The organism is Pseudoduganella violacea (assembly GCF_014191875.1).
Lineage (GTDB): Bacteria > Pseudomonadota > Gammaproteobacteria > Burkholderiales > Burkholderiaceae_D > Rugamonas > Rugamonas violacea_A.
Map to the genome: position 1 here is coordinate 1 of NZ_JACHXD010000017.1, position 19,611 is coordinate 19,611.

Below are 19,611 nucleotides of genomic sequence, written 5' to 3' on the forward strand. Positions count from 1 at the left end.
CAAATGTTTTACGTTTTCTTGTCGTCATGCTTTAACTCCTCAGATAGTGGATTTTCCACCTATTGAGGTGTCCGGGCAAATTAGACCACGGCACAGCCCCAACTCCTCCATCAAACGACTGACTTTGAAGCGGCCAATTGCCATGCCTTCCTCGCGCATCATGCCCATGATGCTGCGGCTTCCCGCCGAACTACGGCTCTCGATGAACAGCTCGTGCACGCGGCTGCGCAATGCCATGCGCTCAACATCAATCTGTCGAGTGCGCTCCCGATGGGCATAGAGGCATGACCGTGCTACGTCAAACACCGCACAGATCAACTCGATCGATTCGTCACCGCAAATCCGATCGATTACCTCGTACGTTCGATCCCTTCCGACATCAAGAGCGCGGTAGCCTTTTTTAATATGGATTTCTCCCGCTCGAGACGCTCAATGCGCGCTTCGAGTTCCTGTATTCGCTGTTGATCAGGCGTTATAGCCTTACCCTGAGGGGTGACGCCTTGTCGCTCCAACTGAAGCTGCTGCACCCAGCGGCGCAGCACCGATTCGCCGATGCCGACCGACCGGCTTGCCTCTAGGTGGCTATATCCTTGATCCAGCACCAGGCATGCCGCCTGCTGTTTAAACTCGGGGGAAAACGTACGTCGTTGCTTGCTCATCAAACACCTCTCCATGGCGAGTATTCTCGCCTAAATCAGTGTCCGGGAACATTAAACCACTACAACTACACGTCCCCGCCTCTCTCCTTCAATTTACATCGCGTTTCAGCAACCGGCCCCGCTACCGGCTTGCAGGCGGCGCACGCCCGCCACGAAGCGGTTTAGTGTATCGGACAGCACGCCGCGCGGGATCATGGCTTCGATCAGCTGGAAGCGGCCGCGCATTTCGACGGCGTGGTCGAGGGCGGCCAGCAGTTCGGCGCGGGTGCTGACGCGGTAGCCTTCGCCGCCCATGGGCTTGGCCATGTCGGCGAAGTGCCAGTCGCTCAGATTATTGAAGCTCGATTCGGGCTGGAAGGTGCGCAGCATCTCCCAGCTGCAGTTGTTGAAGACGATGACGATGGGATCCCAGCCATAGCGCTGGCAGTTGCCCAGTTCCCAGCCTGTCATCTGGAAGGCACCATCGCCGACCAGGATGATGGGGCGCTGGCCGCTGTCGGCCTGCAGGCCCAGGCCAGCCGGCACGCCGTAGCCCATGGTGGCGTAGTAGCCGGGCGCCAGCAGGTCGGTGTGTTCGATATCGAGGGCGGTGAAGAAGCAGTCGCCGATGTCGGAGACGATGGGGAAGCTGCCGCGCTGCTTCATCAAGTCGTTCACGGCGCGTGCAATGTCCATCGGCGCCAGCGGCGCGCTGTCGGCCACCAGGCCATAGGGATATTCGGCGCGGCGGCATGGCGGCGGCGTGCAGGCGATGCTGTGGCCGCGTTCCAGCAAGCCATCGACCAGAGCTTCCAGCGGAATATTCGGGTAGATGTGATGGCCCATCTCGACCTGTCCATCCAGCGCAAGGATGGCTTTGCGCATATCGATGGTCTTTTCGGAGACGCCGAAATTGGTGTCGGAGACGATCACGCCCAGCATCAGCAAGGCGTCCGAGCCTTCCACCGCATGCGTGATCTGCGGATCGCCCGCCACGCCCAGATAGGTGCCCAGCAGCGGCGCTTCGGCATTGGCCAGCAGGCCGCGTCCCATGATTGAGGTGGTGACCGGTAGATGCAGCAGGCGCGCCAGCTTGGCGACCTTCTCTTCGATGCCGAAGCGGCGGATTTCGATCCCGGCCAGCAGCATCGGCCGTTCGGCCGTCGCCAGGCGGGCCAGCAGCTCGGTGACGCAGGCTTGCAGCGCTTCCGGGTCCCAGCTCGGCGCGGGCAGCTTCGGCACCGGGGCGCACGGCGCGGCCACCATATCGCGCGGCAGCTCGATATACACAGGACGCGATTGCGCCAGGCAGTTGCCCAGCACGCGGGCGATCTGCTCGGGGGCGCGGGCAGGATCGTCCAGCACCACCTGGTCGCAGGTGATTTCGCGGAACATGGCCATCTGCGAATCGAGGGAGCGGGTCTGGTGGTGCAGCAGGAAGCCGTTGCGGCGCTCATTGGCGCCGGGCGCGCCGGAGATCACCACCATCGGCACTTTCTCGGCATAGGATGCTGCCACCGCGTTGACCATATTCAGCGCACCCGCGCCGTAAGTCACGGCCGCCACGCCCAGGCCATGCGAGAAGCGCGCCGAGGCATCGGCCGCGAAGCCCACGCCCGGCTCATGGCTCAGGGTGTAGAGCGGCAGGATGGCCGAGTCTTCGAGCTGCTTGAAGAAAGGCAGCACAAAGTCGCCGGGCAGGCCGAAGACGGCGCGCGCGCCGTGGTCTTTCAGGGCGTGCAGCAATGCGGTGGAGAGATTCATTTCACTCTTTCTTTTCTATGTTTTCGATGGTGGTGGAAGGCGGCGGCAGTGCTGCCGCGAGATTGACGGCAATCGCGTCCACCTGTTCCGCGTCGAAGTCGGTGTGGAAGCGCTTGCGTATGCCCATTTCATTGAGCAGGATGTGGTGCGTGGCCTGTACGCCATGCCGCTCCAGGCATTGGCGGGTGCAGGCCAGGGGGCAGCCGTCGATGGCAACGATGGGGCGGCCCGATTTGGCCAGTTTGACCAGGGAGGGCACGTCGCCCCCTACCCCGGCGATGCAGGACATTTCGGCCACGCCCAGGCGGTCCAGGCGGATCGCCACGGCGTTGGCCGTCTGCGCCGCGCTGGAACAACCGGAGCAGGAATAGACTAAAGGCAGGTTCCGGTTTCTGGCGGCCATGGCGCGGATCCCTGCCTTCTGCCCTTAAGGACGGCGCTCGAACAGGCGCGAGGGATGCAGACGTGCCGGATCGAACAGTGGGGCGTCGATGGCGTCCAGGGTGTTTTTCACCAGCAGGCCCAATTCCGTATTGCCTTCCATTTGCAGGCGGCGGCTGAAGAACAGGGTGTCCGGGTCTTCGCGACGCTGCGCCAGCACCAGGAAGTCATGCACGCTGGCGGCGATCAGCAGGTCAATCACGCCGCCCGGCTGGCAGGCCTGGAAGCGCGAGCCTTGCCACATGAAGTCGAAGGCGACACCGGCATCGCTGACGCCGATGCGCAGGCGGCGGCCATCCAGCTGCTGGCGCACGTCCTCGGGCAGATGGCGCAGCAGCACCAGGTTCAGGGCGCCGACGAAGAGCAGCGAACCGGGATAAGGTGGCAGGCGGCCCAGCAAGGCCGCGACCGGCGCGGGCAGGCGGAAGTTTACTGGTGCTTTCATGCTGCCTTCTCCGTGCTTTGTTCCAGACCGGGTTTGCCGTGCCAGTAGCCGTCGCAGGGATCGGCCGGCATCCATTCGCGCAGCGACTCGGCCGCTTCGCAGGCTTGCGTCGGATCGCGGCGCACCGCGTCGAAGGCGGCGATCACGCGTTCGGTGTGCAGGGACTGTGGGCTGATGCGCACCACGTCCACGCCCATGGCTTGCATGCCGCCCAGTTCCGCCGCCAGGTTGTAGACCAGGGCCGATTGGGTCTGGATACCGTTCAGCACCAGGAAGGATTCGCTTTCGCGGGTCTGCATCAGCAAGCCGTCCGGATGGTCGATGCAGCTGAACTGGCAGTTATCCTTGGGCAGGTTGCGGTTGCGCGCGGTGAAGCAGCGCGCCGAGAAGGCCAGCGGCATGCGGCCGTAGGCGAAGACTTCGGTCTCCAGGCCGGCCGGGCGCGATTTGAGCATCAGCTCCAGACCGAGCTTGCCCATCTCCAGCGGCATGACCCAGCGGCTGGCGCCCAGATCGTGCAGCAGGCCCAGGGTGTCCGGGTTGTACACGTTCAGGTGCGGACCGGCGACGAAGGGCGTATTGCCCGACAGGCAGTGCACCGCGCCCATATCGTTGGCTTCAACCATGAAGCGGCCGTTTTCTGCCACGCGGCGCAGGGTGGTGACGTCGGCCGTCGATTCCAGCAAGGCCTGGGTAGAGAGCACGGCCTGCTTGCCGGCGCTGGCCAGCAGCTCAGCCAGGGCCAGCCAGTCGCCCTGGCGCAGCTCATGGCGGCGCGAGCACACGGTTTCGCCCAGGTAGACGATATCGACCTGGCTTTTCGCCACGTCTTCATAAAACTTCATGACCGTATCGCGCGGCCAGTAGTACAGAATGGGCCCGAGGGATAGTTTCAACATGCTTTCTCCAACCTTATTTCCATGAGCGGTGATAGGCGCCCAGCGTGTGCTGCTGGCCTTCCGCTACCTTGTTCAATTCCGACATCCAGTCCGGGCGCACCGAGAAGCGCGCCGGATTGCGCATGCAGTGGTCGATCGCCTCGCGCCACACGCGCGTGACCTGGGCCGCATAAGCCGGGCTGCGCTGGCGGCCTTCGATCTTCACCGCGCTGATGCCAATGTCGATCAGTTTGGGCAGCAGTTCCAGGGTGTTCAGGCTGGTCGGCTCTTCGATAGCGTAGTAGTTTTCGTCGCCGACGTCGAAGCGGCCCTTGCACAGCGTGGGGTAGCTGGCGTTTTCGTCTTCGCTGTAGCGGTCGATCAGCACGCCGTTCAGGCGCGACTCCAGGCCTTTCGGTGTTTGCTGCCAGCGCACGGCCTTGGCCGGGGAGCAGACGCCGTGGGTGTTGGGCGATTCGCCCGTCACGTAGGAGGACAGCGCGCAGCGCCCTTCCACCATCACGCACAGGCTGCCGAAGGCAAACACTTCGATATCGACCGAGGTATTGCGCTTGACCAGTTCGACCTGGGCCATCGACAAGACGCGCGGCAGCACGGCGCGGGCGATATTGAAATGCTTGTGATAGAAGTTGATCGCTTCGTAGTTGGTGGCCGAGCCTTGCACCGACAGGTGCAGGCGCAGGTCGGGGAAGTTATCGGTGGCGTAGCGCATCAGGCCCGGATCGCAGAGGATGACAGCGTCGACGCCGACATCGGCGGCGCGCGCGATGGCGCGGCGCCACAGGTCCGTGGCGCCCGGCTGCGGGTAGGTGTTCAGGGCCACCAGCACCTTGCGGCCCCTGCGGTGGGCGTAGTCGATGCCCTGGGCAATGGCCGCGTCATCGAAATTCAGGCCGGCGAAGTTGCGCGCGTTGGTGGCGTCGCGGAAGCCGAGATAGACCGTGTCGGCGCCATTGTCGATGGCCGCCTTCAGCGCCGGCAGGCTGCCGGCGGGGCAGACCAGCTCGATCTGGGGCGGCAGGGCGGCATCCATGGGGATCGGGTTTGTTTGATTCATAGTGTGGGCTTAGCTCTTTATAGATAGGAGCCGTCTTTCCTTTTGATGAGGCCGAACTGTAACGCGCCACGACTCGATAAATCTTTGATCTGTGTCAAAGATTTTGATCTTGACCAAATGTGACAATGCAGCCTGCTTACACAGGAAGGATTTTTTCACATGGACACGATCGGCAGTTTTCTCGGCCAGGACCATCAGGATTGCGACGAACAGTATCTGTTGGCCGAGGCACATGCGGGCAGCGGCAACTGGGCGGCGGCGGAACTGGACTTCGCCGCCTTCGCCAAGGTGCTGGAGCAGCATATGCAGATGGAAGAGCAAATCATGTTCCCCGCGCTGGAGGCGGCGATCGGCAGCAATTACGGGCCGACTTCGGTGATGCGCAGCGAGCACCAGCAGCTGCGCCAGATCGTCGGCCGCATGAGCGAATCGATCGCCCAGCGCGGTACCGACGCCTTCTTCGACGACGCCGACACCCTGCGCATGCTGCTGCGCCAGCATAATCTGAAGGAGGAAAGCATCCTGTATCCGATGGCCGAGCGCGTGCTGGGCGAGGAGCAGGCCTGCATCCTGGCGGCGATGGAAGCGCTGGCCTTCGGCGAACACAAAACCGAGGAAGCCGGCCAGGCCGACGGCGGCTGGAGCGAGCAGGCGCTCGACGTGACGGGCCTGGAAGCGCCGGAACCGATGGTACGCGTGCTCGACGCGCTGAGCCGCCTGGGCCAGCAGGAGAAGCTGCGCGTGCTGATCGACCGCGAGCCGCATCCGCTCTATCGCATCCTCGAAAACTACGGCTATGAGCATCGCACCGAGCCGCGCGCGGACTTCTTGTTCGATGTGCTGATCTGGGAGCAGGCCGACAAAACGGGCGCGCAAGCGGCCCCGCGTCCACCGGCATTCTGACCGTTCATGCAGCGCGCTTTATCTTTCGACCACAATCCGCCGCTGATGGCGCCGATGCGCTTCTTCCTGAGCGTACCGCTGTTCGCCACGCTGGCCGCCCTGCTCCTGCTATGGCAGGGCGACGCGGCGCTGGCAACGCGCTGGGGACCGTCGACGCTGGCCTTGACGCATTTGCTGACCCTGGGCAGCCTGAGCGCGGCCATCGTCGGCGCCCTGATCCAGATGCTGCCGGTGGTGGCGGGCATTTCCCTGCCCAATGCGGGCCAGCTGGCGCGCGTGGTGCATGGCCTGCTGTGCGGCGGCACGCTGCTGCTGGCGGCGGCCTTCCTCGGCCAATGGCCGCTGCTGTTCCCGCCCGCCATGCTGCTTCTGCTGGCAGCCCTGCTGTCCTTCCTCGGCATCTGCACGGTGGCGCTGTGGCAGCAGCACAGCAGCGGAGCGGCGGCCACGGTGGCGGCCATCCGCCTCTCGCTCGGCGCGCTCGGCATCACCGTGGTGCTGGGCGCCCTGCTGGCTTGCGCCTTCGCCTGGCCCGGCCATCTGCCGCTGCGCGTGCTGCAGCTGACCGACCTGCATGCGATGTGGGGCTTGCTGGGCTGGGTGGGGCTGATCGTGATCGGCGTCGCTTACCAGGTCATTCCCATGTTCCAGGTGACGGAGCTGTATCCCAAACCGCTCACGCGCATGCTGGGCACCGCCCTCTTCCTGCTGCTGCTGGTGTGGTCGGTCAGCACCGGCTTCCTGCACGACGAGGCGGGACGGCCGCATGCGGCGCCGGCCTGGCCGGTGCTGGCGGCGTATCTCTGCTTTGCCGGCGTGACCTTGTATCTGCTGGCGCGGCGCAAGCGGCCCAAGGCCGATCCCACCACGCTGTTCTGGCGCGCCGCCATGGTCAGCCTGATCGGCTGCGGTGTTTTGTGGCTGCTGCCGCAGGATCCGCTGGCCAAGCCGCTGGCCATCGGCCTGCTGTTCATCGTCGGTTTCGCCTACTCCACGGTAAACGGCATGCTGTACAAAATCGTCCCTTTCCTGGTCTGGTACCACCTGCAGGAAGTGCGCGTACACGGTGTCACCGTGCCTGGCGTGAACCAGGTCATTCCACAGGGCCGCGCCACAGTGCAATTCTGGCTGCACGCGCTGGCCCTCATTCTTTTGCTCGGCGCCGCCTGGTGGCCGGACGCGTTGGCGCGCGTTGCCGCCATTGCGCTGGCCGCATCGGCGCTGGGCCTACTGTTTAATTTATTTACCGCGATACGCCTTTACCGGCGCCTTCGCCCATTGCCTGCGGGGACATCAACATGCTGAACGACTGGATTGAACGATATATGGCGCGCAGCGCGCCCAGTTCCACTGCCCTGCTGCGGCTCGCCTTTGGCGACCAGCAGCTGGCGCAGGGACAAACCATCTGGCTGCGCGACCTGATCGCGCTCATGAAGCCATTCCGCTTCAGCGAACGCCTGACGCGCACCAGCGTCTCGCGCCTGGTGCAGCAAGGCTGGCTGACGCCGCGCCGCCAGGGCCGCCACGCCGCCTACGCCATCGCCTCGAGCATCGGCGAGCAGGCCGCCGCGCCATGGCGCTGCACCGCCGCCTCGCCGCAATGGCCGTGGAAAGGCGAATGGACCCTGGTGATTAACGCCCCGGCCGACGACGGCGCCCTGCCCGCGGCCCAGCTGCGCAGCGCCCTGGTGCGCCAAGGCTATGGCGTGCTGGCGCCGAACGTGCTGGCGCGTCCCGTGGCCGACTGCGGCACGCCGGCCATCGACGCGGGCAGCCCGTCGCTGGACAGCCAGGTGCCGGTGATCCGCCTGAACGGCACCCAGATGGCCGAGCTGCCACCGCTGCGCCGCCTGGCCCAGGACGCGTGGAACCTGGCCACGCCGCGCATGAACTACGAACGCTTCCTGACCCAGTTCGACGGCCTGCACGAGCTGCTGGCGCAAGGCGAAAAGCCCAATCCCGAAACGGCCTTCCTGATCCGCATGCTGGCCGTGCACTCGTATTGCAAGGCGCGCCTGTGCGACCCGCTGCTGCCGGCCGAATTCCTGCCCGAATCCTGGCCCGCCATGCAAGCCTACCAGCTGCTGCACGAGCTCGACGGCAGCACCGCCGACACCGCCAGCCAATACTGGCGCAGCGTCGTCACCGCCCACTGAGCCACAGTCCAGCCCGTGTCCACCTTGGTGCCTGGCACCAAGGTGGACACGGGCTCAGCCTTTTCAATTAGATTTTGTGGTGACGAAGAAGTCGACTGACAGTTTTGGTGGAAATACCAAAGTGCCGTGCCAGCTCACGCATGGAGAAGATGCCGGACTGGTAGGCGGAAATCACCGCTGCATCGCGGTTTCTTCCATCGTTTGCATAGCCATCCAAGGACTGAGCCGCCGGCCTACCATTGCTGCAGCCAGCTTGGACGAAGTCCCGGTAAGCGGCTTCCGGCTCACTCGAACCAAACTGGCTGAGCAACCATGTGGTCGATAGCCAGCTGGGCGCGGACATCGGATATAGCATGGCGCGATGGCTGCTCCAACGCCACTCGGCCGGATCGGCCACCAGCTCCGCGCGCACGGGATTCAGCGAAATATACCTGGCCAATTCCAGCAAATGGCTTTGCTTGTGTACTAGCTCACCATGATAGCGCCCTTGAATCACATGGCCCACAAGCTCATGCCGGGCATTGAAATGCTTGGCGTATACCCCGTTCAGGAAATGCATGCCCGCCGATAAATTCCCATCGGGCGTTTCGGCCAGCAAATGGTAGTGGTTCGGCATCTGGCAAAAACCATGGACAAGCAGATGAAAACGCTTGACCGTTTCGGCCAGCAAGTCCTGCCAGATCAGGTAATCACGCTCATCCAGATATATCAGGCTACGGCGATTCCCTCGCGCTGTCACATGGTATAGCGCCCCCGGAAATTCAATGCGTGCAAGTCGGCCCATGACCACACTGTAGAGCGGCCCAATACCTTCCATGCAGACTTAAATCAAACCATGGAAGCAAATGCAACAGCCGAGCCCGTGTCCACCTTGGTGCCAGGCACCAAGGTGGACACGGGCTGGACTATGGCGCGGGGCTTATTGGAAGGCGACTTCGGCGAAGCTGCGCAGTTTGCGGCTGTGGAGCTTGTCGGTGCCGAGGGCGCGCAGCAGTTCGAGGGCGCGGACGCCGATGCGCAGGTGCTGGTCGACGCGTTCGCGGTAGAACTGGTTGGCCATGCCGGGCAGCTTGATTTCGCCGTGCATGGGCTTGTCGCTGACGCACAGCAGCGTGCCGTAGGGGACGCGGAAGCGGAAGCCGTTGGCGGCTATGGTGGCGCTTTCCATGTCGAGCGCGACGGCGCGGCTTTGGCTGAAGCGGCGCTCGGGCGTGCGCTGCGGCAGCAGCTCCCAGTTGCGGTTGTCGGTGCTGGCGACAGTGCCGGTGCGCATCACGCGCTTGAGGTCGTGGCCTTGCAGTTGGGTGACGTCGGCCACGGCTTGTTCGATGGCGACCTGGACTTCGGCCAGCGGCGGGATCGGCACCCACAGCGGCAAGTCTTCGTCGAGCACATGGTCTTCGCGCACATAACCGTGGGCCAGCACGTAGTCGCCCAGCTGCTGGGTGTTGCGCAGGCCGGCGCAGTGGCCGAGCATGAGCCAGGCGTGCGGGCGCAGCACGGCAATGTGGTCGGTGATGGTCTTGGCATTGGCGGGGCCGACGCCGATATTGACCATGCTGATGCCGCTGCCGTCGGCGCGGATCAGGTGGTAGCCCGGCATCTGCGGCAGGCGCGGCGGCTGGCTGCCGAGCGCGTCGCCGGCCTGCATGGCTTGGCCGACGCGGCGCGTGACGATATTGCCCGGTTCGACAAAGGCGATATAGCCATTGGCTTGCTGGCTGTCGGCCGGCTGGCGCATGATGTCGTGGCCGAGACGCACGAATTCGTCGATGTAGAACTGGTAGTTGGTGAACAGGACGAAGTTCTGGAAGTGCTCGGGCGAGGTGCCGGTGTAGTGGCGCAGGCGCTGCAGCGAGTAGTCGACGCGCGGCGCGGTGAACAGGGCCAGCGGCTGGGCTTCGCCGGGCGCCGGTTCGAAGGTGCCATTCGGGATGCCGTCGTCCATGGCCGCCAGGTCAGGCAGGTCGAAGACATCGCGCATCAGCAGGCGGCGTTCGGCAGCCATGCTGCCTTCGATGTGGTCGTGCTCGGCAAACGAGAAGTGGATCGGTATTGGCTGGGCGCTCAGGCCCACTTCGAGCTGGACCGGCTTGTGCTGGCCATGGTTGTTCAGCAGCAGGCGGAATTGTTCGAGGTAGTAGCGCGCGAACAGGTCGGGCCGGGTCAGCGTGGTTTCAAAGACGCCGGGGCCGGCCACGAAGCCGTAGGACAGGCGCGAGTCGGCGCGCGCCACGGTTTCGGTCTGGATGCGCACATAGGGATAGCAGGCGCGCACATGTTCGGCCGGGGTGTCGCCTTCGACAAAGCGCTGCAGCGATTCGCGCAGATGGCGGATGCTGCCATCGTAGAGCGCCTGGACCTGGGCCAGGGCGGCGGCGGGATCGGTGAATTGCTGGGGAGCGGCGAAGGGGCGGCTGGACATTGTGTAAGACTCCTTGTTGACTTACACAATGGTACCATCGGCCGCCCGGCCGCGTGACTCAGCCGAAGACGGCGGGGGCGCGACGCGCGGTGTTGGCCGCGACGGGGTGCATGACGCCCGCCGGGACGGCACGCGTCAGGCTGAAGGATGGCGCCGCAACCGCGGCAAGCGGCGCAACCACGGCCGCGGCGGCAGCCGATGCGGCGGCCGCGGCAACGGCAAGCTCGGCTCGCACCTGAGCCTGCGCCTCTTGGCGGCGGGCGCGCTGACGCGCGATCAGGCCGCCCAGGGTGTAGAGGGCGCACAACCCACCCCAGACCAGGTGGGCGCCCCAGCCGCTGGCCATGACGGTCGCAACCAGGAAAATCATGGCACAGGCAAAGAACATGCTGTCGGTGGCGGGTTTGTCGGCTTCCATGGGGGACCTCGCAAATATTTCCTAATAACAATTTTTGTTATCTAAAGGAAATAGTACCAGAATCCGCCCTGCTGTGCTCACTCAGCCTTAAAAAATCTCTCCAATTGTTGCACTTTCCTCTTATGCATCGCTCAATGTTTCTTGCGATGAAGGTCCGCACGATGCTTGAAAATACCGCTGCACTAAAAAGCCCGCGATTGCTCGCGGGCTTTGGGCCGGTTGACGGCCGGGCGGGATCAATCCTGGCGCAGCTTCAGCACATCGGATCGCGCCTCCACCAGTTCGAACACCTGGCCCGGCATGCCGGGGCCTTCCAGCCGGAAGCGGTTCATGCCCAGGGCCGTCAGGTTGACATGGCTATGCTGCTGGCGGTCGTCCGCCCCCGGCATGCCGCGCACCACCGGTCCCCCGCCCATGCCGAAATCCACCGTTTCGCGGCCGCGCCGGGCCGGTGGAAAATCGAACGATTGCGTCGGGCGGAACACTTGGACACTGCCTTCATCCTCCTCGAAGGAATGGGTCCAGCTGCCAGTCAGGTTCATCACGGGTTCATGCTCCCCAAAGGTTGGCGCAGCTCACGCTGCAAGGAGGCGCCGGCCGGCAAGGTCAGGGTTTGCAGGTCGGGCGCCACGTCCTGCGGCTGCAGCAGCGCCCCTTGCGGCGGCGCCTGCGGTGCTTCGCGGAAGGCCGAGATCACGCCGCCCAGGTTCTCGTAGCCGGTGACCGAGGGTAGCCAGGCGCTGCCGTTCCAGGCCTTGTGGTACAGCGCGCTGTCGGTGCCGGTGACGAAGACGTCGAGCCGGTTCGGTCCCCACGAGGCCACGCGCGGCTGCGAAGTAAGGATGCCACCCATGAACTCGAAGCCGGTGGCCGACGGCCCCCAATTCGTGCCATCCCACCATTTGTGGTACAACGCGCTGTCCGTGCCCTGCACGAAGATGTCGAGCCGGTTCGGGCCCCAGGCCACCACTTCCGGTTCGCCGACGCACACCCCGCCCAGCCGTTCGAAGCCGTTTTGCGACGGCCCCCAGGCCGAGCCATTCCACCATTTATGGTACAGCGCGCCATCGGTGCCGGTGACGAAGATGTCGAGGCGGTTCGGCCCCCAGGCCACGGCGTGCGGCGCCGAGGTGCACACCCCGCCCAGGCGCTCATAGCCGGTGGTCGACGGCCCCCAGGCCGAGCCGTCCCACCATTTGTGGTAGAGCGCGCGGTCGGTACCGATGACGAAGATGTCGAGCCGGTTCGGGCCCCAGGACACCACTTCCGGCTGGCCGACGCAGATGCCGCCCATGTTTTCATAGCCGGTCAGCGACGGTCCCCAGGACGAGCCGTTCCACCATTTGTGGTACAGCGCGCGGTTGGTGCCGAGCACGAAGACGTCGAGCCGGTTGGTGTCCCAGGAGACGATGCGCGGGTCGCCGACGCAGATGCCGCCCATGTTTTCGTAGCCGGTCAGCGATGGTCCCCAGGCCGAGCCATTCCACCATTTGTGGTACAGCGCGCTGTCCGTGCCGGTGACGAAGACGTCGAGCCGGTTGGCGCCCCAGGACACGGCTTGCGGCACGCTGGTGCAGATGCCGCCCTGGTTTTCATAGCCCGTAACCGACGGTCCCCAGGCCGAACCGTTCCACCATTTGTGATAGAGCGCGCGGTTGGTGCCGAGCACGAAGGTGTCGAGCCGGTTCGGCCCCCAGGCCACCACCGGCGAGGAGCTGCGCCGGATGGCGCCCACGCCTTCAGTGCCGATGCTGCTGCGCACGCCATCAAGGCAGGCTTGCATGCGCGCCACCTGGCCGGCGGTAAACATGAACATGGCGCGGTCGTCCACATAATCCATATAGTTCATGAACAGATCGCCGTTCGGCCCGTTGCTGCAGGAGACGCGCGGGAAGGTCGGCGTGCCGGTGTTGGCGCCGCCCTGGTTCGGCGTGTCCGCCACATTGTCGGTGCCGGCGCAGCCGGTGCCGTCGTCGCCCCAGATATGGTTGAGGTTGAGCCAGTGGCCGATTTCATGGGTGGCCGTGCGCCCCAGGTTGAAAGGGGCGGCCGCCGTGCCCGTGGTGCCGAAGGCCGACTGGCGGATCACCACGCCGTCGGTGGCGGCCGGGCCGCCGGGGAACTGGGCGTAGCCAAGCAAGCCGCCCGCCAGCGGGCAAACCCAGATATTCAGATAGCGTGCCGAGGGCCAGGCGTTCAGACCGCCGCTCGCATTCGCCTTCACCGCGTCGTTGTCGGTAAAGCTGGTCACCGTAGTCTGGCGCCGCTCGATGCCGGTGGTGGGCGCGCCGCCCGGGTCGGTGGTGGCTAGCGCGAATTCAATGCGCGAATCGGCGGCCAGGGGCAGAAACGGCGCCGGCGTCAGCGCCACATCGGGATTGGTGCGGCGGAAGTCGCGGTTCAGCACCTCGATCTGGCTGGCGATCTGGGCGTCGCTGATATTCTGCGCGGCGGTGTTCCACACCACATGCACCACCACCGGAATGCGGGTGATGCCGCTGCGCGCCGAGACGGCGCCATTGCGCTCGAACTGTTCGGTCTGAATTTCGATCTCGTCGCGCGCGCGTGCATACTCGGGCACGGTCGAGAGCAGACGGCGGTGCACGTCCATGGTGCCGCACCGGCGCACGGCAGGCGCGTCATTGTCGCGCCCACCGGCCCCGCCGCCTCCTCCGCCGGCGCCACCGCTGCCAAAGCCATCGCCGCCCATGCCGTTCCCGCCCGGCATGCCGCTATCGTCGCCCTGCTCCTCGCCATCCATGCCGCGCGCGCTCGGCATGCCGCCGGCCGCGCTGCGCACCACGCGCTGCAAGCCCGGCATGCCGCCGTCGCCTGGCCCGGCCGCGGCCAGCGCCTCGTCGTGCGGCATGGCATAGTCCGCGCTACCGTTGGCCGCCGCCGCGCCTTCGCTGGCGCCGCAGCCGCAATCGTCTCCCTTCCCTGCCACCCCCTTGGACTGTTTCGCTTTCATGTTGCCTCCTCAATGAGTGCCAACTGTGTGAGCTTTCTTGTCCTGCCGGTGTTCGATCCTGGACCGCTGAAGAAGGTTCCCGAGTGGGTGTCGAGTAGCATGCCGGCACGCACCTTCGAACGAGGCGTTCGCGCCATCGGCAGCGGCCGGCGGACGGCAGCAGAACTTGCCGCCCGCATGCTCAAACTGCAAAGCTTGAGCCGGGGACCACAGGTAGCGTAGCGCACCGGCAGCGGCCGATTCTCGCCAATAATCACGGCCGCCGAATATATTCCGATCCCCTTTTCTACGCCGATAGCCGGGCGCTAAAGCCCCCCGTACCATTCCATGCGCCCAACCTTGTTGATAATAATTCTCATTTAGGCGATACTGCGAACTCTTCACCGCTCAACCATGGCGCCGAGTTCGACGGGCAGGCGGTGCGCGCTGCTGCAGCGGGCAAGCGCGCGCACCTGCTCGCCGACACTATGCCCAAGCAGCTCGTCCATACATGCTAGGATGCGAGCTTGACTCACCTCCCGAAGCACCATGAAGCATAGACTGTTCCTTTTTGACTTAGACGACACCCTGCTCGACTTCAAAGCCTCCGAAAAACTCTCTTTCGTGCGCACCATGCGGGAGCTTGGCCTGCCCGACGGGATGGACGAGCTTTTCCTGCAATACCAGGCGATCAATACGGCGCTCTGGAAAAGCTTTGAAATGGGAGAGGTCAGCAAAGATTTCCTGAAAGTCGAGCGCTTCCGCCAAACCTTCCAAAGCAAAGGCATCGCGCTGGACCCCGAGGCCGCAAGCCGCCGCTATCTGGAATCGCTGCCGGAGACGGTGGTCCTGATCGACGGCGCCGAACATCTATGCGCAACCCTGGCCGGCATCGGCGAAGTGGGCATCATCACCAATGGCGTCGAATCCATCCAGAGCCGCCGCATCGCCAGCTCGGGACTCGGCAAGCACATTTCCTTCGTGGCGACGTCGGAGTCCTCCGGCTACGCCAAGCCGGACGTCCGCTTCTTCGAGTACGCGACGCAGATGGCGCGCTCCTTCGTGAAGGAAGAAACCATCATCGTCGGCGACCGCCTGGATGCCGACATCCTCGGCGCCAACCGGTTTGGCATAGAAAGCTGCTGGTTCAATCCTGGCCGCCTGGCCAACGAATCGGAAGCGCTGCCCACCTATGAAGCCGCCAGCCTGCACGATATTTTGCCCTCGCTGCGGGAACCCGCAGCCGCACATGATTAAGGCATGAATATGGGAATTGAGTACAAGATCAAGTTTGCGGCCCCCTCCGACTTCAACCCATCAGGACTGTTCGAAAAGCTGCCCAGCCCAATTGCAAGAGAGAAGATGATGGAAATCTACAACTACGCAATTGAGCCGGACGGCTTCTATTTCATCGACCATCTGGTGGATGGCGCGGTCGCCTCCGTGGCGTTGCGCCGCTTCATAGATGTGGCGCTTGCGCATAGCCAGTCCGTTGAAATCCTGGAGCTATAAGACAATGTTTGCGTAGCTATTGCCGATTTCCCCCAGCCATAGCTTGCTGATTTCGCTGTAGGATTTCCTTGCGCGTCTGCTCGATCAGCCGGATTTTTTCCACCACTTTGGCGATTTCCTGCTCCGGAATGCCGGCGGCGCGGGCGCGTTCAACGTCGGCGCGCAGGCGCGGTAGTTCGGTTTCAGCTGCGGCGACATAAGAAGCCAGCAGGCGGGCATGCTGGCTTCCTTCGAATTTTTGATAGGCATTGTGATCGGCCAGCTGATTAGCGTCGGGCGTTGCCTGCGTTTCGGTGTCGCGCACGATGGGCGGGGTGCGCGCATCGCCATGCTCGCGTGCTTGCGCCATGCTGAGCCACGCTGAACCGCTGCTGTCGACCGGCGCCAGCGGGACGCGCTTCAATTCCCTCTTCTCTCCTTGCGGCATGGCGCCGAACCATTGATTGCCTTGCGTATCGCCGCTGCCGGCCGGCTGCCGCGCCGCGTCGCTTGGTGATGCGGTGCTGGCGATTGCAGGGGCTGCGCGATCGGGTTCAGGCCACAGCAACCACGTGGCGAGGCTGGCTGCGGCAAGAACGGCGATGGCGTATGGCGCTTTCATGATTTGTTCTCCAGCAGGCTGGCCGGTTTATCGAGCAGACTGCGGTTGATGTCGATGCGCGCTTCGCGCAGCAGGCGGAGGCGCAGCGCCGTCAACTGCTCGACTGCCGCGTCGCGCGCAATGGCCTGGCTGGCGACGTAGCGCACCGATTCAGATTCAGGCGCCTGATAGCCGTTGACACGTTTTTCAACCAATACGATTTCCCAGGAAGCCTTGTCATGCGGGCCAGCGGGCATGCGGATCGGTTTGGAGACTTGTCCTTCCGGCTGGGCGAACGCCATCTGAGACAGCCAATCGAGTTTGGCCTCGTGGCGTATCCAGCCTAGATCACCACCGCTGGCGGCATCCGCCGCGCTGGAGTGGCGCTTGGCCAGCGTGGCAAAGTCGCCGCCGGATGCCAATGCCTTGGCAACCGACTGTGCCGCCGCTTCGTCGGCCAGGCGGATATGGCGTGCTTTGACTTTTTCGATACGTTCGAATTCTTCGCGGTGCTTGCGGTAGTAGGCCGCGATTTGCGCCGGTTTGACCTGCTTGGCCAACTGATCGACCACGGGGCTGGCCGAGTCGGTGTCGGCGCCGATGCCGTGCATCTGCTGCAAGGCCACTACTTCCTGCTGTTCCGACAATACCTGGCGCAGATCGGCCAAGGCGGCCTCGCCGAACTTCTGGCGCGCCCAGTGCTGAACGAAGATCGAGGCCAGATGCTGCCTGGCCTGCTGCAATGCGAAGCCGGGCTGGCGGGTGAGCAGGGCTACCCTGCCCTGCACATTCTGGCGCTGATAGACGTCGTAAAGACTGATGCTTCCCGCCGCTCCCTGCGGCAATTGGTAGCGCAGCAGCGTTATCTTCTTCGCGCGTTCCTGCTGGGCGGGGTTCAGCACATGCTCCAGGCGCAGCGTGTCGGACTTGCCGAAGACGGCATCCAGAGCCGCCCCATCCGGCTCGCTCTGGGCCGCGATCAGCGCATCGAGCTTGCCGCCGGGCTGACGCTGCACGGCCTGGTCCAGTTCCTTGCCATATACGGCACGCAGGGTGGAGAGCAGCAGCTCGTCCAGCGTCACCTCGCGCGAGAAGGCTACGCGCTGGTTGGCGTGCAGCGCGGCTTCGCCATGGGTTTTGCGCGCCGATGCGGCCAGCAGACGATTGGCGACGATGTTTTCCAGCGCCTCCGTGCGGCTGGCCCGGCTGTCCTTCAAGCGCGCCAGCTGCCACATGGTCTCCACGCTGAACGCCTGCACCGGCGCGCCGTCGACGCGCGCGGCCAGAGTCGGTTCGTTCAACTTGAATTCGGTGACGGCCTGCGCCGGCGGCTGCAAAGCCGGCAGGAAGGCGCCACTTCCGGCCAGCACGGCAAATACACCATGCAGGAGCGGACGCGGATTGAAGGACAGCGTTTTCATGCTTTTAATTCCCCAGACGTTCGGCGGCGCGGTTCAGCACATGCACCACCATGGCGATGGAATGCGGAATCATCTGCTTGCCCACGTTGCGGCGGTCGCCGTGGTCCTTGGACGAGAGCACGATGCCGCCGTTCGCGTACGAGTAGCTGCCGCCTTGGGTCAGCAGCGGACGGATGTCGGTCGCGCTGGGCGCTACCGGCGTGAAATCGGCCAGGGCCGCCGTCACCAGGGCCGGATCGTTCAGCTTCTCTTTATCATAATAGTCCTGCACCCACTGCTCCCAGCCGCCGTGGTCGTGGGCGGAGCTGGTCCAGGTGTGGTGCGGTTGCAGCAAGTCGGTGGTGTGCAGCACGAAGCCCAGGCTCTGCGCGGTCGGCTGCGCCAGGAATTGCTGCCACCAGTACTGGCCCAGATTGTCGATCGGCTGGAACGGGGCGGTTTCGAAGTCCGCGTACTGTTCCGGCGTGGAGCTGCCGCCGTGGCGATAGTGGGCTTCGGTAACGCCGTAGCTATTGTATTTGCTGCTGTCGCCGAACCAGCCTTTCAGGCCGCCGGGGCCATCGTCCAGGTAATCGCCTTTCAGCCAGGCGGCCGCCATATTGTCGACGTCGCCGGCCACGGTCAGCTTGGCATAGTTATAGCCGCCGAAGGGGTTGCCGTGCACGTCGGCGCCCGCGCCATGGTTCTGGAAGTGCCAGTACGAGGTGTACTTGACGATGCTGGCGCCCGCGCCCCACACCGGCGCCTGCTGGCAGTTGCCGGTGCTGGCGCCGCACAGATAGGTGTCGGCGAAATCATCCACATCGTAAGCGCCCTGCCCCATCGCCTGCGCGAACTGGTCGATGGTGTAACCGGCGCGCGTGACGCCGGCCAGCAGCTTGTTGTAGTTGGTGCTGGACGGATTGTTCTTCATGTATTCCACCGCGTCGAGCACGATTCGACGGTGGGTGTCCTGCTGCCAGGCTTGCGCAGGAGCGCTTGCCAGGAAGGCCAGGGCCAGACTGCCTGCTATCAAAGTAGACTTCATAGTTTCTCCCTCAGTAGTCGCACGGTCGTGCTATTTGTGAAAACAATTATAAGGAAACGGTTTTTGAAATCACAAGAAAATTGTTGCCGTGCGGCAACGATAATACCACTTATTTCACTTGACTTTGATAGTTTATTTCCATGTGGAAATTTATATCGAGCGAAGTGTAAATAAAAACAGCCTAGCCCGTAGGTCGGTTGAATTCATTCACTTGACGGCTGATCGTTGCGTAGATATGGTGAAAGTACCGCTCACAGGGAGGTATCACTTTTATGAGCAAGCGAGAGAAAGACGATGAGATAGCCTTTCAGTACCATCGCGTCGATAGCGCGACAGGTATATCTCGAGAGACCGCCCAGCGCTTGGCTAAGCATTTGGGCATGAGCGAAACGCAGATTATCCATCATGCGCTATACGAACTGGCACGCCGGGTTTTACCTCAATACGAAAAGGACGACGGCCCTCTAAACGATTTCCAACTTGAGCAGATCAAACAGCAAGCCAATTGCCCTGTACTTCGTTCCGTGCGCTCCACGCTTCTCAGTGACGATGCCGAGGCGGCATGAAGCCCCTATGGTGGCCGGAACCCGATGCAGGAGATATCGTCTGGTGCCATTTCCCCGATCAAATACACCCCCGCCCTAAACCTCGGCCAGCCTTGATCCTTGCTGTATTTGATGACGAGGCGCCGCACTTTTATGTGCAAGTCGCCTATGGCACTAGTAAACACAACACTGAGCTTCATGGCGGCGAGTTTGCGCTCTCGCGCCAGCGCAATGCCGCGGCGTTTGAAATGGCCGGTCTTAGTTACGACACCAAATTCGACTTGCGCCAGCGTGTGGAGCTTCCCTATTCAAACGACTGGTTTTCGGTTCCGCCTGGTGCACCATTTGGGCCACACCCTAAACTGGGCAGCCTGCATCCGTCTTTGGTGCATGCCGTCCAAGCGGCGTGGCGCGCAATTCGCAGCTAAGC

General features: G+C 63.7%; 20 protein-coding genes and 1 pseudogene. 7 read left to right on the plus strand and 14 right to left on the minus strand.

Annotation, left to right across the window (positions count from 1 at the left end):
* Positions 1-93: 93 nt before the first annotated feature.
* The 6 genes and pseudogenes from FHS03_RS22585 to ubiU all read right to left on the minus strand — a co-directional run.
* Positions 94-659 (minus strand): annotated as a pseudogene (locus FHS03_RS22585) (transposase); the annotation flags it as partial.
* A gap of 105 nt (positions 660-764) precedes the next feature.
* Complete coding sequence (gene ipdC, locus FHS03_RS22590; RefSeq protein WP_183443187.1) at positions 765-2,402, minus strand: indolepyruvate/phenylpyruvate decarboxylase; 1,638 nt, start codon at positions 2,400-2,402, stop codon at positions 765-767.
* Between the two features lies 1 nt (position 2,403).
* Positions 2,404-2,805, minus strand: coding sequence for a putative zinc-binding protein (locus FHS03_RS22595; protein ID WP_183443188.1), 402 nt, complete (start codon positions 2,803-2,805; stop codon positions 2,404-2,406).
* Between the two features lie 24 nt (positions 2,806-2,829).
* Entirely contained in the window at positions 2,830-3,288 is a 459-nt protein-coding gene (gene ubiT, locus FHS03_RS22600) for a ubiquinone anaerobic biosynthesis accessory factor UbiT (RefSeq protein ID WP_183443189.1), read from the minus strand.
* Positions 3,285-4,187 carry a U32 family peptidase gene (locus tag FHS03_RS22605; RefSeq protein WP_183443190.1) on the minus strand — a complete coding sequence of 301 codons (903 nt, stop codon included), beginning with the start codon at positions 4,185-4,187 and terminating at the stop codon, positions 3,285-3,287. The genes ubiT and FHS03_RS22605 overlap by 4 nt, the downstream gene beginning before the upstream one ends.
* Positions 4,188-4,200: 13 nt before the next feature.
* Complete coding sequence (ubiU, locus tag FHS03_RS22610; protein WP_443094323.1) at positions 4,201-5,244, minus strand: ubiquinone anaerobic biosynthesis protein UbiU; 1,044 nt, start codon at positions 5,242-5,244, stop codon at positions 4,201-4,203.
* Between the two features lie 159 nt (positions 5,245-5,403).
* Between ubiU and FHS03_RS28270 the strand changes: the two genes are divergently transcribed.
* Genes FHS03_RS28270 through FHS03_RS22630 form a run of 3 tightly spaced genes read left to right on the plus strand, consistent with a single transcriptional unit; the run spans position 5,404 to position 8,303 of the window.
* The gene (locus tag FHS03_RS28270; protein ID WP_229426357.1) at positions 5,404-6,147 is read left to right on the plus strand and encodes a hemerythrin domain-containing protein; all 744 of its coding nucleotides are present in this window, start codon (positions 5,404-5,406) and stop codon (positions 6,145-6,147) included.
* 6 nt (positions 6,148-6,153) lie between these two features.
* Positions 6,154-7,452, plus strand: a complete 1,299-nt coding sequence (locus FHS03_RS22625; protein ID WP_183443191.1) for a permease — start codon at positions 6,154-6,156, stop codon at positions 7,450-7,452.
* The gene (locus FHS03_RS22630; protein WP_183443192.1) at positions 7,446-8,303 is read left to right on the plus strand and encodes a PaaX family transcriptional regulator; all 858 of its coding nucleotides are present in this window, start codon (positions 7,446-7,448) and stop codon (positions 8,301-8,303) included. Before FHS03_RS22625 ends, FHS03_RS22630 begins: the two co-directional genes overlap by 7 nt.
* A gap of 67 nt (positions 8,304-8,370) precedes the next feature.
* Here FHS03_RS22630 and FHS03_RS22635 read toward each other — a convergent pair whose 3' ends face one another.
* The 5 genes from FHS03_RS22635 to FHS03_RS22655 form a co-directional block, all read right to left on the minus strand.
* Entirely contained in the window at positions 8,371-9,120 is a 750-nt protein-coding gene (locus FHS03_RS22635) for a transposase (protein ID WP_221208231.1), read from the minus strand.
* Between the two features lie 102 nt (positions 9,121-9,222).
* On the minus strand, positions 9,223-10,728 hold the full coding sequence (locus FHS03_RS22640; RefSeq protein WP_183443193.1) for an AMP nucleosidase: 1,506 nt from the start codon (positions 10,726-10,728) through the stop codon (positions 9,223-9,225).
* A 58-nt stretch (positions 10,729-10,786) separates the two neighbouring features.
* A complete protein-coding gene (locus FHS03_RS22645; RefSeq protein WP_183443194.1) occupies positions 10,787-11,146 on the minus strand; it encodes a hypothetical protein in 360 nt (119 codons plus the stop codon).
* Positions 11,147-11,382: 236 nt separating this feature from the next.
* Positions 11,383-11,691 carry a hypothetical protein gene (locus tag FHS03_RS22650; protein ID WP_183443195.1) on the minus strand — a complete coding sequence of 103 codons (309 nt, stop codon included), beginning with the start codon at positions 11,689-11,691 and terminating at the stop codon, positions 11,383-11,385.
* Complete coding sequence (locus FHS03_RS22655) at positions 11,688-14,117, minus strand: DUF8189 domain-containing protein (protein WP_221208232.1); 2,430 nt, start codon at positions 14,115-14,117, stop codon at positions 11,688-11,690. Before FHS03_RS22655 ends, FHS03_RS22650 begins: the two co-directional genes overlap by 4 nt.
* 528 nt (positions 14,118-14,645) lie before the next feature.
* Between FHS03_RS22655 and FHS03_RS22660 the strand changes: the two genes are divergently transcribed.
* Both FHS03_RS22660 and FHS03_RS22665 read left to right on the plus strand, forming a co-directional pair.
* Positions 14,646-15,353: a YjjG family noncanonical pyrimidine nucleotidase gene (locus tag FHS03_RS22660; protein ID WP_183443196.1), complete on the plus strand. Its 708-nt coding sequence runs from the start codon at positions 14,646-14,648 to the stop codon at positions 15,351-15,353.
* Between the two features lie 3 nt (positions 15,354-15,356).
* Entirely contained in the window at positions 15,357-15,608 is a 252-nt protein-coding gene (locus FHS03_RS22665; RefSeq protein ID WP_229426358.1) for a hypothetical protein, read from the plus strand.
* 16 nt (positions 15,609-15,624) lie between these two features.
* Here the strand turns inward: FHS03_RS22665 and FHS03_RS22670 are convergent, their stop codons facing one another.
* From FHS03_RS22670 to FHS03_RS22680, 3 genes are read right to left on the minus strand one after another with little or no spacing between them, the layout of a single operon-like run.
* A complete protein-coding gene (locus tag FHS03_RS22670; protein ID WP_183443197.1) occupies positions 15,625-16,209 on the minus strand; it encodes a hypothetical protein in 585 nt (194 codons plus the stop codon).
* Positions 16,206-17,609 carry a peptidylprolyl isomerase gene (locus FHS03_RS22675; RefSeq protein ID WP_183443198.1) on the minus strand — a complete coding sequence of 468 codons (1,404 nt, stop codon included), beginning with the start codon at positions 17,607-17,609 and terminating at the stop codon, positions 16,206-16,208. The genes FHS03_RS22670 and FHS03_RS22675 overlap by 4 nt, the downstream gene beginning before the upstream one ends.
* Before the next feature lie 4 nt (positions 17,610-17,613).
* A complete protein-coding gene (locus FHS03_RS22680) occupies positions 17,614-18,636 on the minus strand; it encodes a phospholipase C/P1 nuclease family protein (protein WP_183443199.1) in 1,023 nt (340 codons plus the stop codon).
* Positions 18,637-18,908: 272 nt separating this feature from the next.
* Between FHS03_RS22680 and FHS03_RS22685 the strand changes: the two genes are divergently transcribed.
* Both FHS03_RS22685 and FHS03_RS22690 read left to right on the plus strand, forming a co-directional pair.
* Positions 18,909-19,202, plus strand: coding sequence for a hypothetical protein (locus FHS03_RS22685; protein WP_183443200.1), 294 nt, complete (start codon positions 18,909-18,911; stop codon positions 19,200-19,202).
* Positions 19,199-19,609, plus strand: coding sequence for a type II toxin-antitoxin system PemK/MazF family toxin (locus FHS03_RS22690; RefSeq protein ID WP_183443201.1), 411 nt, complete (start codon positions 19,199-19,201; stop codon positions 19,607-19,609). The genes FHS03_RS22685 and FHS03_RS22690 overlap by 4 nt, the downstream gene beginning before the upstream one ends.
* Positions 19,610-19,611: the final 2 nt, after the last annotated feature.